Annotated in this window: 13 protein-coding genes and 1 tRNA gene; 6 read left to right on the top strand and 8 right to left on the bottom strand. The window is 31.7% G+C overall.

The annotated features are described in order from the left end of the window. The first annotated feature begins 10 nt into the window (after nucleotides 1-10). The 3 genes from ABJD66_RS00800 to ABJD66_RS00790 all read left to right on the top strand — a co-directional run bounded on the left by ABJD66_RS00800 (nucleotide 11) and on the right by ABJD66_RS00790 (nucleotide 3498). Nucleotides 11-2278: an aconitate hydratase gene (locus ABJD66_RS00800; RefSeq protein WP_100895184.1), complete on the top strand. Its 2268-nt coding sequence runs from the start codon at nucleotides 11-13 to the stop codon at nucleotides 2276-2278. Between the two features lie 102 nt (nucleotides 2279-2380). After that, nucleotides 2381-2935, top strand: a complete 555-nt coding sequence (locus ABJD66_RS00795; protein WP_348127139.1) for a TlpA disulfide reductase family protein — start codon at nucleotides 2381-2383, stop codon at nucleotides 2933-2935. Between the two features lie 2 nt (nucleotides 2936-2937). Further along, complete coding sequence (locus ABJD66_RS00790; protein WP_348127136.1) at nucleotides 2938-3498, top strand: TlpA disulfide reductase family protein; 561 nt, start codon at nucleotides 2938-2940, stop codon at nucleotides 3496-3498. A 48-nt stretch (nucleotides 3499-3546) separates the two neighbouring features. Here ABJD66_RS00790 and ABJD66_RS00785 read toward each other — a convergent pair. Continuing rightward, a tRNA-Leu gene (locus ABJD66_RS00785) sits at nucleotides 3547-3630 on the bottom strand. A 155-nt stretch (nucleotides 3631-3785) separates the two neighbouring features. On the opposite strand from ABJD66_RS00785, the gene ABJD66_RS00780 reads away from it, so the two are divergent. Then, the gene (locus ABJD66_RS00780) at nucleotides 3786-5075 is read left to right on the top strand and encodes a deoxyribodipyrimidine photo-lyase (RefSeq protein ID WP_348127133.1); all 1290 of its coding nucleotides are present in this window, start codon (nucleotides 3786-3788) and stop codon (nucleotides 5073-5075) included. On the opposite strand, the gene ABJD66_RS00775 is transcribed toward ABJD66_RS00780, so the two are convergent. The 6 genes from ABJD66_RS00775 to ABJD66_RS00750 form a co-directional block, all read right to left on the bottom strand. After that, the gene (locus ABJD66_RS00775; RefSeq protein ID WP_348127130.1) at nucleotides 5072-5764 is read right to left on the bottom strand and encodes a lycopene cyclase domain-containing protein; all 693 of its coding nucleotides are present in this window, start codon (nucleotides 5762-5764) and stop codon (nucleotides 5072-5074) included. The genes ABJD66_RS00780 and ABJD66_RS00775 overlap by 4 nt on opposite strands. Then, complete coding sequence (locus ABJD66_RS00770; protein ID WP_100895188.1) at nucleotides 5764-6222, bottom strand: sterol desaturase family protein; 459 nt, start codon at nucleotides 6220-6222, stop codon at nucleotides 5764-5766. The genes ABJD66_RS00775 and ABJD66_RS00770 overlap by 1 nt, the downstream gene beginning before the upstream one ends. Then, nucleotides 6222-6680: a hypothetical protein gene (locus tag ABJD66_RS00765; RefSeq protein WP_100895189.1), complete on the bottom strand. Its 459-nt coding sequence runs from the start codon at nucleotides 6678-6680 to the stop codon at nucleotides 6222-6224. The genes ABJD66_RS00770 and ABJD66_RS00765 overlap by 1 nt, the downstream gene beginning before the upstream one ends. Before the next feature lie 52 nt (nucleotides 6681-6732). Beyond that, on the bottom strand, nucleotides 6733-7569 hold the full coding sequence (locus tag ABJD66_RS00760) for a phytoene/squalene synthase family protein (RefSeq protein WP_100895190.1): 837 nt from the start codon (nucleotides 7567-7569) through the stop codon (nucleotides 6733-6735). Further along, nucleotides 7569-9029: a phytoene desaturase family protein gene (gene crtI, locus ABJD66_RS00755; protein WP_100895191.1), complete on the bottom strand. Its 1461-nt coding sequence runs from the start codon at nucleotides 9027-9029 to the stop codon at nucleotides 7569-7571. The genes ABJD66_RS00760 and crtI overlap by 1 nt, the downstream gene beginning before the upstream one ends. Before the next feature lie 126 nt (nucleotides 9030-9155). Further along, nucleotides 9156-11117, bottom strand: coding sequence for a fasciclin domain-containing protein (locus ABJD66_RS00750; protein ID WP_348127123.1), 1962 nt, complete (start codon nucleotides 11115-11117; stop codon nucleotides 9156-9158). Between the two features lie 141 nt (nucleotides 11118-11258). Here ABJD66_RS00750 and ABJD66_RS00745 point away from each other — a divergent pair, with 141 nt between their 5' ends. Together ABJD66_RS00745 and ABJD66_RS00740 are read left to right on the top strand one after the other, a co-directional pair. Continuing rightward, nucleotides 11259-12131 (top strand): MerR family transcriptional regulator, encoded by an 873-nt coding sequence (locus tag ABJD66_RS00745; RefSeq protein WP_100895193.1) that lies wholly within the window; start codon nucleotides 11259-11261, stop codon nucleotides 12129-12131. Between the two features lie 199 nt (nucleotides 12132-12330). Beyond that, the gene (locus ABJD66_RS00740; protein WP_348127119.1) at nucleotides 12331-13653 is read left to right on the top strand and encodes a Gfo/Idh/MocA family oxidoreductase; all 1323 of its coding nucleotides are present in this window, start codon (nucleotides 12331-12333) and stop codon (nucleotides 13651-13653) included. 19 nt (nucleotides 13654-13672) lie between these two features. On the opposite strand, the gene ABJD66_RS00735 is transcribed toward ABJD66_RS00740, so the two are convergent. Then, nucleotides 13673-14542: an AraC family transcriptional regulator gene (locus ABJD66_RS00735; protein WP_348127116.1), complete on the bottom strand. Its 870-nt coding sequence runs from the start codon at nucleotides 14540-14542 to the stop codon at nucleotides 13673-13675. Nucleotides 14543-14656: the final 114 nt, after the last annotated feature.

Raw genomic sequence — 14656 nt, 5'->3', positions numbered from 1 at the left:
ACTAAAAGGAATGGCATTTGACATTGATATGATAAAAGGGGTTTATGCCCGTATGGCTGAACGAGTAGATAAGGCTCGTGAAATAGTAGGAAAGCCACTTACACTTTCAGAAAAAATATTGTATTCTCACTTATGGGATGGTAATCCAAATACTAAATTTACAAGAGGTAAAGATTATGTAGATTTTGCACCAGACCGTATTGCTTGTCAAGATGCCACCGCACAAATGGCATTACTACAGTTTATGCAAGCTGGTAAGCCAAAAGTTGCAGTTCCTACAACAGTACACTGTGATCACTTAATACAAGCAAAAAGTGGTGCTGCACCAGATTTAAAGGTTGCTAATTCTACAAGTGCTGAAGTATTTAACTTTTTAGAGTCTGTTTCTAACAAATACGGTATTGGTTTCTGGAAACCAGGAGCAGGTATTATTCACCAAGTAGTTTTAGAAAATTATGCATTTCCAGGCGGAATGATGATTGGTACAGATTCTCATACAGTTAACGCTGGTGGTTTAGGTATGGTTGCTATTGGTGTTGGTGGTGCAGATGCTGTAGATGTTATGGCAGGTATGGCTTGGGAACTTAAGTTTCCTAAATTAATAGGTGTTAAATTAACAGGTAATATTTCTGGTTGGACTTCAGCTAAAGATGTTATTTTAAAAGTTGCTGGTATCTTAACTGTAAAAGGTGGTACGGGTGCAATTGTAGAATATTTTGGAGAAGGTGCTAAAAACCTTTCTTGTACAGGTAAAGGTACAATTTGTAATATGGGTGCAGAAGTAGGTGCAACTACTTCTACATTTGGTTATGATGAGTCTATGGAGCGTTATTTACGTGCTACAGACCGTAGTGACGTTGCAGATGCTGCTAACCAAGTAAAAGAGCATTTAACAGCAGATCCAGAAGTATATGCTAATCCAGAGCAATATTTTGATGAAATTATAGAAATAAACTTAGATGAATTAAGACCTCATTTAAACGGACCTTTTACTCCAGATTTAGCTACACCAGTAGGTCAGTTAGGAGAAAAGGCAAAAGAAAATGATTGGCCTTTAAAAGTAGATTGGGGATTAATTGGTTCTTGTACTAACTCTTCATACGAAGATTTAACTAGAGCAGCTTCTATTGCTAAACAAGCTGTAGATAAAAAAATTAAGCCTAAATCAGATTTTGGTATCAACCCTGGTTCAGAACAAATTCGTTTTACTGCAGAAAGAGACGGTATTTTAGATATTTTTGAAAACTTAGGAGCAACAGTATTTACTAACGCTTGTGGACCTTGTATAGGTCAATGGGATAGAAGTGATGCTAAAGGAGATGAGAAAAACACAATTGTACACTCATTTAACCGTAACTTCTCTAAAAGAGCAGATGGTAACCCTAATACACACGCATTTGTTGGTTCTCCAGAAATGGTTGCTGCAATAGCAATATCTGGTCGTTTAGATTTTGACCCAATGAACGATACATTAATTAACGAAGATGGTGAGGAAGTAAAATTAGATATGCCTTTAGGTATAGAATTACCTCCACAAGGTTTTGATGTAGAAGATGCTGGTTACTTAGCTCCAGATGCAGATGGTTCTGGTGTAGAAGTTAAAGTTTCTCCAGACTCTGAAAGATTACAATTGTTAGAGCCATTTACTCCAATAAAAGACGAAAGTTTAATGGGAGCTAAATTGCTTATCAAAGCTTTTGGTAAATGTACAACAGACCACATTTCTATGGCTGGTCCTTGGTTACGTTTCCGTGGTCACTTAGATAATATTTCTAATAACTGTTTAATTGGTGCTGTTAACGCTTTTGGTAAAAAGACCAATTTTGTTAAAAATCAATTAACAGGTGAGTTTGCAGGCGTACCAGACACGGCACGTGCATACAAAGCAGCAGGTGTTAGATCTGTAGTTGTGGGTGATCATAACTATGGAGAAGGATCTTCTCGTGAGCACGCAGCTATGGAGCCAAGACATTTAGGTGTTGCAGCTGTAATAGTAAAATCTTTTGCGCGTATTCATGAAACAAACCTTAAAAAGCAAGGTATGTTAGGATTAACGTTTGCTAATGAAGCAGATTATGATCTTGTACAAGAAGATGATACATTTAACTTTGTAGATATAGCAGATTTTGCACCAGAAAAGCAATTAACTTTAGAGTTAGTGCATGCAGATGGTAGTAAAGATGTTATTAAGCTAAACCATACGTATAACCAACCTCAAATAGATTGGTATAGAGAAGGTTCTGCTTTAAATGTAATTAAAAAAGAAAACGCGGCATAAGCCAAGTTTGTTTTAATAAAAGGAAACTCCCGAAGTAATTCGGGAGTTTTTATTTTTATATGAATTTATCTTCATATTTTAGAGGTAACTATACAATATAAAATGAAAAAGAAAACAGTTTTTACTCTTTTAATAATGCTTCTTGTAGCAGCATTTTTTTGGACTCCCTTAGGGCATATGGGAAAATTTTTTTTAAATAAAATGGTAGCTACTGCACCATCTGTGATAGCAAAAGAAAATCAGAAAACAGTAACAGATTATGACTGGGTTTTAAAAGATGAAAATCACAACTTGTTTAATTTTAAAAAGTCTAAAGGAAATGTGATTTTTATAAACAATTGGGCTTCATGGAAAGTACATTGTGAAGCAGAACTACAATCTATTCAGAATTTTTATAATGCTTATAAAGGCAAAGTAGATTTTTATATTATTACTAATGAAGAAAAAGACGTTGTAGAAGAATTTATGGCGTTAAAGAAATTTACTTTTCCAGTTACCTATTTAATTATTGATGCTAAGCACGCTGTAAATACAGAAAAAGTACCATCTAGTTATGTAGTAGATAAACAAGGCAATATTGTTATTTATGAAGAAGGAATCTCTAACTGGGATAATAATACGGTATACGAGACTATAGATAGACTTATAGCAGAATAGTAATGGCGATTACAAGAAAGAGAATATTCAATATTGTTTTTTATGTACTTATAGTTGCAATAGTATTTACACCATTGGGTTTTAAAGTTAAGGTGTTTGCAAACAGAATTTTTTCTGGCAGCGCAGCTAAAATAGAAGCCAAAGAGCAAGTTACATTACAAAATTACAATTGGAAATTTACAAACGCTAAAGGAGATGTTTATAATTTACAAGACTACAAAGGTAAAGTAGTTTTAATTAATTTTTGGGCTACTTGGTGTCCGCCTTGTGTAGCAGAAATGCCAAGCTTGCAAAAATTATACACAGATTATCAGGATAAGGTTGTTTTTGTGTTTTTAGCAAGTGATAAAGTGGCAAAGGTAAATGCTTATTTAAAAGAAAATAACTTCAGTTTTAATGTGTATTACTCTAACTATAAATTACCCAAAGAGCTAAGCCATGATGTAATTCCCACTACATACATTTTAAGCAAGTCAGGGGAAATTATAGTACAAGAAACAGGAGCAAAAGATTGGAACAGTACAAAAACAAGAGAAATATTAAATGAGTTATTAAGCAATTAATTTAAAAGCATAAAAATAAAAAGCGCTCTACTAGAAGCGCTTTTTTTGTGACCACGACTGGAGTCGAACCAGCACGTTCATAAGAACACTACCCCCTCAAGGTAGCACGTCTACCAATTCCGCCACGTGGCCAAATTTTGCAGGATACAAATATAACTATGTGGTATGTATAAATAAACTTTTTCATTTTATATTTTCAAGGCTATTTTTCTTGTATTTACACTATGTTAAGTAGTATTTTTAATGAATAGGCCTTATTTTTGAAATGAAGCTTTAATATAGTTTTTATGAGTGATAAAATATCGGTTTTTTGGTTTAGAAGAGATTTAAGAATAGAGGATAATACAGCATTACATTATGCTTTAAAATCTGGAAAACGAGTGCTGCCTATTTTTATTTTTGATAAAAAAATTCTAAACGAATTGGATAATGACGATGCAAGAGTCACTTTTATTCACAAAACACTTTCAGATATTAATGCAAGTTTAAAAAAGCATAATGGTGGGGTATTTTGTCTACATACAACGCCAGAAGATGCGTGGAAAAAATTAACAGAAGATTACACTATTGAGAATGTTTTTTTTAATAAGGATTATGAGCCTTATGCTAAAGACAGGGATAGTAAAATTATATCCTTTCTAGAAGAAAAAAATATAAATGTATCAATATATAAAGACAGTGTTATTTTTGAAGAAAACGATGTTCTAAAAAACGATGGAGATCCTTACACCGTATATACACCGTTTAAAAATAAGTGGAAATCTCTATTTAAGCCTAGTTTAATAGAAGAGAAAGTATGTGATTTTAAAGACAATTTATTAAAAATAGACCATAGTTTTCCTTCTTTAGAAGATTTAGGCTTTACAACTTCTTCTATAGAGGTACAACCTTATAATTTAGATCATTTAAGCATATATGCAGATAAAAGAGATTTTCCTTCTGATGATATAACAACGTACCTAGGTCCGCATTTACGTTTTGGTACCGTAAGTGTACGTAAACTAATTAGAGGCTTAGATGGTTTAGAAAGTGTGTTTTTGAGTGAATTGGTTTGGAGAGAATTTTTCACTCAAATTTTATATCATTTTCCAAAAGTTGTCACTCAAAATTTTAGGTCTAAGTATGATGGTATAAAATGGCGTAACAATAAAGACGATTTTGAAAAATGGTGTTCTGGTAATACTGGCTATCCTATGGTAGATGCTGGTATGAGGCAGCTTAACCAAACAGGTTATATGCACAATAGAGTACGTATGATAACGGCTGGCTTTTTATGTAAGCATTTGTTAATAGACTGGCAATGGGGAGAAGCTTACTTTGCTAAAAAGCTTTTAGATTATGAGTTAGCATCTAATAATGGCAATTGGCAATGGGCTGCAGGTACTGGTTGTGATGCTGCTCCTTATTTTAGAATATTTAATCCTATAACACAACTTAAAAAGTTTGATAAAGATTTTAAATATGTTAGACAGTGGATACCAGAGTTAGACGGTTTTAATTACCCAGAACCAATGGTAGAGCACAAATCGGCTAGAGAAAGAGCTTTAAAAGTTTATAAAGAAGGTATTGAAAATTAAGCGTTTAGTTGTTTCTTTTTGTTAAAAAAGCGAAACAATTCAATATTCATAAAAATAAGTATTAGACCGTAAAAGGAATCTTCTACAGGAATAGTAGCCATTCTAAAACCAATAGTTTCTGCATTGTTATACCAAACTATAGGAGACTCTAAAAAACTACCTGTTAGTATACCGTTACTAGCCATAAAAAAAGGAATAATTAATAAGTATGTTAGGTAATGGTAACTTAAGTTTATTTTTTTATAACTTAAATATGAAAGAAAAACAGCTCCTAAAACTGCTGTTGTAAATGTATAAAGTTTGTTGTAAAATAAAACAGCTATTAATATAGATACAACAGTTAGTATAAAAGTAATATACTTTTCAGCTTTTTGTAGTGGATTATTTTTAACTAAGTGCAGAAGTGCAAAATAAGTAAATACACATGCATATGGTATAGCTATAAAAAAAAGTATTTCTTCAATTGGTAATTCTCCTAAAAAAAGTCCAGTTAAGTAACTTTTGTTAAATCCCCAAACTCCAATTGCAGTAAACCAATAATCCCAAATAATAAAAAATAAAGCAACAGGTATAGACGCTTTAAAAAAAGAACCCCATTTTTTATAAAAAGCATGTTTTGGGTAAAAACTAGCAATAAATGGTATGCTTATACAGGCAATATTTATAAGTAGGTAGTAATAGGGTTTCATTAAGCTTTGTATTGTTTGTGATATTTTTTTGGAACATATAACATTCCAAAGCACTCTCCGTGTGCTTTACCTAAGTGTTTGTGATGTACTTTATGCGCTTTGCGTAAACCTATTAAATACTTGTTTTTTGTTTTTTTAAACCATTTAAAACGTTGGTGTATAAGAACATCATGAATAAGAAAATATGCTATGCCGTAAAAAAGAATTCCAAGACCAATGAAGAACATAAAGTTTAATTGTGGTCTAATACCAAAGAAAAATAATGCAATACTAGGGATTGCGAATATTACAAAAAACAAATCATTTTTTTCAAAAGGGTGTGGGTATTTAGGTTGATGATGATCTGCGTGTAAAATCCATAAAAAGCCATGCATTACATATTTGTGGGTTAGCCAAGTTATAACTTCCATAACAGCAAATGTAACAACCGTAATTAGTATAAAAAGTACTATTTTCATTAATTGGGACTTATTGTATTTATATTTTTTAAAATTATTTTTTTATAGTTTACTGGTAATTTTGATGTTTCTAAATTATCCGTAATAAACTTTTTGTCTGCAGCAATTCTTGTGTTGTAGCCTAAGAAACTAGGAATGTTACTTTGTACTAAATACCTAACATACCTTGCTTCTAGGTCATTTGGATATTTTTTAATGTAGCTCTCTAGTTCTTTTTTTCCTTCATTAAAGTAAGCTAGTTTTTTAAATGGCCAAATTGTAAATTCTGCTTTCTTCATTATGCATGATGCAACGTACGGTGTAGCTAATTCACAATTTAAATCTTCGCAAGTTTTAATAAATTTTTTTAAATCATCATTGGTTTTAATTGTATGAAACTGACTTCTTACGCTATCTAAATTAGAACAATTTGTTGTTGTATTAAAAAGTAAAATCCAAAAGCAAAATAATAATTTCATCAACTAAGTTTTAAAGTACATCTAATAACCTATAAAGTTATAAGAATTTACTTTAAATAATATTAAATTTAAATCTAATATATGCCTTAGTTAATATTAAAAATTTTAGAGGGTTAGAGATGCGTATTCTACTATTCATAATACTACTAGTATCTGCTTTTTTAAGTTTTTTAAGTAGTTTAGAATAGTACTTGTAAGCTACAAAAACACCTAATCTACTTTCTAGGGGTAGTTGAACTATGCCTTTGTAAGCTTCGGCAAAGTCGTTTTCTATATCTAATAAAATATGTTCTTTAGCAGTATGTGTAAGTGTATTTGTGTCTAACTCTGGAAAATAAGACCTTCCTAATTCGTTTATATCATCTTTAAAGTCTCTTAAAAAATTTACTTTCTGAAAAGCAGATCCTAAGTATTGAGCAGATTCTTTTAAGTGATTAAACCTTGCGTTATCATTATTTACAAAAACGCGCAAGCACATTAAGCCAACTACGTCTGCAGAACCGTAAATATACTCGTTGTACTCTTCTCTAGTGCTGTATTCTGTCTTGTTAAGGTCAAAACGCATACTGGTTAAAAATGCATCTACATATTCTTGTAACTCGTATTTTAAAACCACTTCTTGAAAAGAATTTATTATTGGGTTTAAACTTATTTTACGAGTAAGCGACTTTCTGTATTCTTCTTCAAACTCATTTAAAAGTGTTTCTTGCTCATAGTCATGAAACGTGTCTACAATCTCATCTGCATACCTAACAAAACCATATATAGAATATATAGCGGGTCTAATAGAAGGTGCAAAAAGCTTAATACCTATAGAGAATGATGTACTATAGGTTGTGGTTATTAATTTACTACAATTAACGCTAGAGGAATCAAACAGAGCTTTCATTATTTACTGTGTTTTAAAATTAGTTCACTTACTACTTTGCCAGAGATTAATGATGGTGGCACACCTGGTCCTGGAACAGTTAATTGTCCGCAGAAATATAAATTATCTACTTTTTTACTCTTTAATTTAGGTCTTAAAATATGGGTTTGCATTAACGTATTTGCTAAACCATATGCATTTCCTTTATAGGAGTTGTAATCATCTTTAAAGTTATCTACACAATAAGATTCTTTAAATAGAATATCTTCTTTAAGACTTTGGTCTGTAAGTTTTTCTACTCTTTCTATAATCTGATTAAAGTAATGTTCTCTTAACTCTTTTGTGTCTTCTATATCTGGTGCAATTGGCACTAAAAATATTGCAGCTTCTTTGCCATTAGGAGCACTAGTAGCATCTGTTTTACTAGGGAAACTAGCATAGAACAAAGGCTTATTTGGCCATTCTTTAGTGTCATAAATTGTTTTAGCGTGCTCTTCAAAATCAGTATCAAAAAATAATGTATGATGGTTTACCGCTTCAATTTTTTTATTAAAACCTACAAAAAATAATAGGGCAGAAGGAGCAAATATTTTCTTATCCCAATAACTTTCTGTGTATTGTCTGTATTGTTTTGGTAATAATGTTTCTGTATGGTGGTAGTCTGCGCCACTTAAAAGAATATCACATTCTAAATAACCACTTTTACTATCTACACCTTTAACTTTTCCGTTCTCTATATTAATTTTTAAAACAGGACTATCTGTAATAGTTTTTACGCCTAAACTTTGTGCTAATTTTTGCATACCCTCTACAACTTTGTACATACCACCTTGTGGGTGCCAAGTACCTAATTTAAGGTCGGCATAATTCATAAAGTTATAAAATGAAGGTGTATTGCTTGGTTTTGCACCTAAAAACAATACTGGAAATTCTAAAACTTTACGAAGCTTATCATTTTTTACGTAACCAGAAACCTGATTTTTTATAGTAAGTATAAACTCGTATAGCTTAGTAATTGTTTTACTATTTATTATTTCAAATAAATTTTCACCAGGGTTATATACAAGTTTCTTTATGGCAATATCATAATTAATGCGCGCTTTATTTATAAAACGCTCTAGTTGTTTGCCACTACCTGGTTCAATTTTTTCAAAAGTGTCTCTAGTTTCATTAAAATCCTCTGAAATAGAAATAGAGTCATTTTTACCAAAATAAATTTGGTATGCAGGATTTAATTGATCTAATTGGTAATATTCACTTGTTTTTTTACCAAAATCAGCAAAAAATTTATCAAAAACATCTGGCATCCAATAAAAAGTAGGACCAATATCAAAAACAAAACCATTTGTTTTTAGTTGTCTAGCTCTACCACCAGTTGTTGTATTTTTTTCTAGCATTGTTACATCATAACCAGCTTTTGCTAAGTAGCAACTAGCAGATAATGAAGAAAATCCAGACCCTATAATAATAACTTTTTTCATAAAGAGTTAACAAGTATCTTCCTAAGATACTATATGTTTTATAAATAATAATAAAAACCGGTGATTTTTTACATCACCGGTACAACAACCAAATTAACCTAACCAACAGGCTAATTTTATCTCAAATTAATGTGTGTCTGGAAATAAAACTTTATTTATAATATGTACAACACCATTACTAGCCTCTACGTCTGCAGTAATTACTTCACCATTATTATCTCCGGCATCTGTAATAAATACACCTCCTGTTAAGTTAACAGTTAAGTCTTGTCCTAATGCAGTTGTAATTAATTGTCCGTCTGTTAAGTCTGTAGATAAAACAGCAGCACCAGAAACAACATGGTATTTAAGTATGTCTGCTAATAATGCTTTTTCCTCATCAGTATCAAAATCAGCTAAAGTTGTATAATCTGGTCCTAAATCTTCAAATAAAGCTTCAAAAGCAGCATTACTAGGTGCAAAAACTGTAAATGGCCCTTCCATACCTAATAACTCAACCAAACCTGCATCTGCTTGTTGTAATGCGCCAACTAATAAAGATAAATCGTCTGTAGCAATAGCTAACTCTACAATGTTAGGTTGTAAAGCATCTACAATTGCTTGTGGTAATAATACTTTATCTATAATATGTATAACTCCATTTTTAGCCTCTATATCTGCTGTTGCAACAGCAGCATCTGTATCTGTAGCATCTTGTATAAATACACCATCAGTTAAATTAATAGTAATATCTTCTCCTTGCGCTGTAGCTATCATTTGTCCGTTACTTAAATCTGTAGACAATGCAGCCGTACCAGCAACTACGTGATACTTTAAAATAGTAGCTAACATTTCTTTTTCTTCTTCAGTATCAAAATCTGAAAGCTCATTGTAGTCATCTCCTAATTCTTCTAACAAAGCAGCAAAAGCAGCATTAGTAGGTGCAAATACAGTAAAAGGTCCATCTGTTCCTAATAATTCTACTAAACCAGCATCTGCTTGTTGTAAAGCACCAACTAATAAAGATAAATCGTTTGTAGCTACTGCTAAATCTACAATAGTTGGTTGTTGGTCTGCAATAAAATCTACAGCAGCTTGTGGTAATAAAACCTTGTCTATTACATGAGCAACACCATTAGAAGCCATAATATCTACAGCAGAAATATTAGCATTAATATCTGATGCATCAGAGATAACAAAAGTACCATCGTTATCAACCACTTCAATTGTATTATCAGCTAAAGCAGTACCAACTTCACCAGCAGCTAAATCTGTAGATAAAACTTTTGCAGGAACAACGTGGTATAATAAAATGTCTTTTAATAATTGTATTTCATCCTCAGTATCAAAATCATCTAAAGAAGTGTAATCGTCACCTAACATATCTAATAATGCTATAAAAGCAGTATCTGTAGGAGCAAAAACAGTAAAAGGTCCGTCTGAGTTTAAGGTGTCTACTAAGCCAGCCTTAATTACAGCAGCTTCTAAAACAGTTAAAGCATCACTAGCAACAACCACATCTACAAGAGTACCTAGGTTAATTGCGTCTATTACTGTTTGTGGTAATAAAACCTTGTTTATAACGTGTACAATACCGTTTGTAGCATCTATATCTGCAGTAACTACTTGTGCATCTGCTTCTGAAGCATCACTAAAAAATACGCCGTTATTTAGAGTAACAGTAACATCTTCTCCAGAAAGAGTAGTAATTACTTGTCCGTCTGTTAAGTCACCAGATGCAACAGCTGCGCCAGCAACTACGTGGTATTTTAAAATGGTAGCAAGTAGTGCTTTTTCCTCTTCGGTATCAAAATCGTCCAAAGAAGAATATCCGTCTAAACTTGCAAAAAGAGCAGTGAAAGCATCATTTGTAGGAGCAAATACTGTAAAAGGTCCTGTACCACTTAAAGCACCAATAAGATCAGAGTTTGGACTCTCATCAGATTTTGCAAGTGAAGCAACTAAAGAGCTAAGCACATCTGTTTTAGATGCCGTCTCTACAATGTTTAATTGAGATTCCATTTGCGGTGGAGTATCATCGTCATCATTACATGACGTAAAAGCAAATAAGAATAGAATTAATGCGGAAAAATAAATTTTAGTTTTCATTTTGTCTAACTTTTATAGTGTTAATCTTAGACAAATGTATTAAAATATTTGATAATGTCCAGTTTTTTTTAAAAAAAATTAGACAAAATTAAGTTTGATTCTTTTTTTAAGTTATTTTTGCAACTAGAAAATTTAGTTGAAATGGGTAGTTATTCAATGTCTCAGGTTGCTACACTAACCGGAATTAATGCACATACCTTACGTAAGTGGGAGAGTAGGTATAATTTTGTGCAGCCAGAGCGTACAGATACAAATATTAGATATTACACGGATGAGTTGTTACGTAAATTACTTAACGTTAGTATTTTACAACGAAATGGTTTTAAGGTGTCTAAAATTGACAAAATGTCTAATGAGGAGCTACACGCTAATGTAACCGAGGTGTTATTAAAACCCATTGAGGGTGATGTGCTCACTGCTCTTATGTTGTGTTTGTTAGAGATGAACGAAAGAGAATTTGTTAAAATACTAGACGGTCACATACTAAACAAAGGCTTATTACAAACAGTTTCTGATTTAATTTACCCTTTTTTAAACCAAATAGGTGTTTTGTGGGGAATAGATAAGGTGATGCCTGCACAAGAGCATTTTGTGTCTAACTTAATTAGGCAAAAAGTAATTGCTGGTATAGATAATTTATCATTAGCAGAGGAAGACGCATCTAAAATAGTATTATTTTTACCAGAGAATGAACACCATGAAATAGGATTATTGTTAGCGCAATATATAGCTAAAGATTTAGGATGGAATGTGTATTACTTAGGACAACATGTGCCTATTGAAAATTTAGAATCTGTACAAGAAATAGTAAAACCAGATTTGTTACTTACTATGTTTATAACAACAATTCCAGATAAAGTAAAAGATAAAATTGCGGCTATATTAAAGCAGACAACAGCACATTTATTAGTTGCTGGAAACCCTATTAATTTAAAAGAAAAATATTTTGAAGGGAAAACAACTTACGTGTCAAATCCAACAGAACTTATTGCTATTTTACAAGAAAGAAAATAAAGAGATCTAAAAATAAATTACAATCCGAAAGCTTAGCGTTTTCGGATTTTTTTTGTCTTTTTATTAAAAATTAACCATTTATGGCACTATTTTAAACACTACTATTACTAGACAAAGTATAGTATAGGTAATTTTATTGGTATAATTTTTTAATTTTAAAAAGTAACCCTTTTTAATCAAACTAAAAACAACCTATATAATGAAAGACTTAAAAAGTACTAAAAAGCCAGTAACAGATTCTAAAATATCTAGAAGAGGTTTTATAACCAAAACCGCCTTGGCCACGGGAGCCGTAACTATACTACCAAGACATATTTTTGGTAGAGGATTTGTTGCACCTAGTGATAGAATTAATTTAGGATTTATTGGTTTAGGAAAACAAAGTAGAGGGTTAGCAAAGAATTTTGTTGGTGCAACAAACTCTCAAATTGTTGCTGCTTGTGATGTATGGTCAACAAAAAACGAGTGGTTTAAAGGGGCTGTAAATGCAATATATGCAGAAAAAAGAAATCAGAATAATTACAATGGAGTTACAACTTATACAAATTACAACGAGTTACTAGACCGTAAAGATGTAGATGCTGTTGTAATTGCAACTCCAGACCATTGGCATGCAATACAGGCAATAGATGCAATGAAAGCTGGCAAAGATGTGTATTGTGAAAAACCATTAACACATAACATTAATGAAGGTATAGATTTAGTTAAAACAGTAAAAAAGACAAATAAAATATTACAAACGGGTAGTATGCAACGCTCGGGTAAAAACTTTAGACGAGCTTGTGAGTTGGTAAGAAACGGATATTTAGGAGACATAAAACAAGTCCTTGTAAATGTTGGTGACCCTGCAGTACCTTATAATTTACAGCCAGAGACATTACCAGCAGAGGTAAACTGGAACAAGTGGTGTGGCCCAGCACCTTTATTAGGCTATAACCATAGGTTGGCACCATCTCGTAATGATGTAGATTTTTGGCCAGATTGGAGACTTTATGAAGAAGTTGGTGGTGGTATATTATGTGACTGGGGAGCTCATATGTTTGATATTGTTCAGTGGGCTTTAGGTATGGATAGGTCTGGGCCTGTAAAGTATGTTCCGCCTACAGATAAAAAAGCAGTTAAAGGTTTAAAAATGTATTATGATAATGGTGTAGAAATGATACATGAAGATTTTGGTAGAGGATGGGGAGTTCGTTTTATTGGGTCTAAAGGAACTATGGATATTAGCCGTAGTTATTTTGAAACTACACCTAAAAATTTGGTAAGTGCAGAGCTTACAGCTTCAGATATTAAACTGTATAATACAGAAGGAAACCATTATCAAGATTGGATTTCATCTATTAAAAACAGAACACAGCCAATATGTGATGCAGAAACAGGTCACCGTTCAGCAACGGTTTGTAACATTGCAAATATTGCCTATAACTTAGGCAGACCATTAGATTGGGACCCTGTTAAAGAAAAGTTCTTAGGTGATAACCAGGCAAACAAAATGCGAGGCAGAAAAGAACGTAAATTTTAATAAAAAATAAGTTTTACCTTTAAATATTCACCTGCTCCTTTCTAAAAGAAGCAGGTGTTTTTTCTGTATGCTTTTTAAATGACCTAGAGAAATAAGATACATTTTCAAAACCAACTTTTTGCGCTATTTCCTCTAAAGAGTCTTTTGTTGTTAGTAATAGCAATTGTGCGCGTTCAATTCTTTTAGATTGTATGTATTTATTGGGTCTTAATCCGTAAGTATTTAAAAATAATTTAGAAAAGTAATCTGTACTGTAGTGGCAAGTATTAGCAAGTTCATCTATAGTAATGGGTAGGTGTAGATTTTTATTAATGTAATTTAAAATCTGATTTAAATTAGAATTAGATAAATTAATTTCTTTAGGGAGTTTTTTATTAGTTATAAAATTAGATAATAAGGTTGTTAAAATTCCTTGTGTTTCTAAAAACTCTTGAGTACTTAAATTCTCATTTTGTTTAATAAAATCTTGTAGTGTAGGTCTATTATCGTATGTTTTTGGGTCACTATTTTTAATTTCTCTGTTAGCATTTAATATAGTTAACCTTTTAAAGTAATATAGACATTGCTCACTTGCTTTAATTTCGTATTCAAAATTTTTAAAATTATATATAGATAAGCCACTATTAATTTCTTCTAAAAAACTAATATAATATTGTTCATGATAATCATCACAGATATACCTAGCATACGTAAAACTAGGTATTAAATACATGTATCCTGGTTTTAAGTGGTATACATTATCGTTATGGTATACTCTAGCAGTTCCTTTAGTAATGTAATACATTCTTGTAAAAGGGCTAATAACGTTGTCAAAATCCCATGAAGTACCTAGTTTGGCATACCCTGTATTAAGTAAGGTTAACCTTAAAGATTGTAGAATTTCTATCATAATTAGTTTTTGCTTTTTTAAAATAGCTGATTATGTATTTTTTATAAACTAGACTCTTATCTAGACAAACAGCTTACACCACTACTAAAATATAAAATATTAATAGATTATAAT

It is taken from the genome of Cellulophaga sp., assembly GCF_039943695.1.
Classification (GTDB): domain Bacteria; phylum Bacteroidota; class Bacteroidia; order Flavobacteriales; family Flavobacteriaceae; genus Cellulophaga.
Note: the sequence above shows the minus strand (reverse complement) of the source record. Positions and strands in the feature narration are given on the sequence as shown.

Coding starts and splice junctions, on each gene's coding strand:
- ABJD66_RS00800 (WP_100895184.1), top strand. CDS start 11: ATGGCATTTGACATTGATATGATAAAAGGGGTTTATGCCCGTATGGCT.
- ABJD66_RS00795 (WP_348127139.1), top strand. CDS start 2,381: ATGAAAAAGAAAACAGTTTTTACTCTTTTAATAATGCTTCTTGTAGCA.
- ABJD66_RS00790 (WP_348127136.1), top strand. CDS start 2,938: ATGGCGATTACAAGAAAGAGAATATTCAATATTGTTTTTTATGTACTT.
- ABJD66_RS00780 (WP_348127133.1), top strand. CDS start 3,786: ATGAGTGATAAAATATCGGTTTTTTGGTTTAGAAGAGATTTAAGAATA.
- ABJD66_RS00775 (WP_348127130.1), bottom strand. CDS start 5,764: ATGAAACCCTATTACTACCTACTTATAAATATTGCCTGTATAAGCATA.
- ABJD66_RS00770 (WP_100895188.1), bottom strand. CDS start 6,222: ATGAAAATAGTACTTTTTATACTAATTACGGTTGTTACATTTGCTGTT.
- ABJD66_RS00765 (WP_100895189.1), bottom strand. CDS start 6,680: ATGAAATTATTATTTTGCTTTTGGATTTTACTTTTTAATACAACAACA.
- ABJD66_RS00760 (WP_100895190.1), bottom strand. CDS start 7,569: ATGAAAGCTCTGTTTGATTCCTCTAGCGTTAATTGTAGTAAATTAATA.
- crtI (WP_100895191.1), bottom strand. CDS start 9,029: ATGAAAAAAGTTATTATTATAGGGTCTGGATTTTCTTCATTATCTGCT.
- ABJD66_RS00750 (WP_348127123.1), bottom strand. CDS start 11,117: ATGAAAACTAAAATTTATTTTTCCGCATTAATTCTATTCTTATTTGCT.
- ABJD66_RS00745 (WP_100895193.1), top strand. CDS start 11,259: ATGGGTAGTTATTCAATGTCTCAGGTTGCTACACTAACCGGAATTAAT.
- ABJD66_RS00740 (WP_348127119.1), top strand. CDS start 12,331: ATGAAAGACTTAAAAAGTACTAAAAAGCCAGTAACAGATTCTAAAATA.
- ABJD66_RS00735 (WP_348127116.1), bottom strand. CDS start 14,542: ATGATAGAAATTCTACAATCTTTAAGGTTAACCTTACTTAATACAGGG.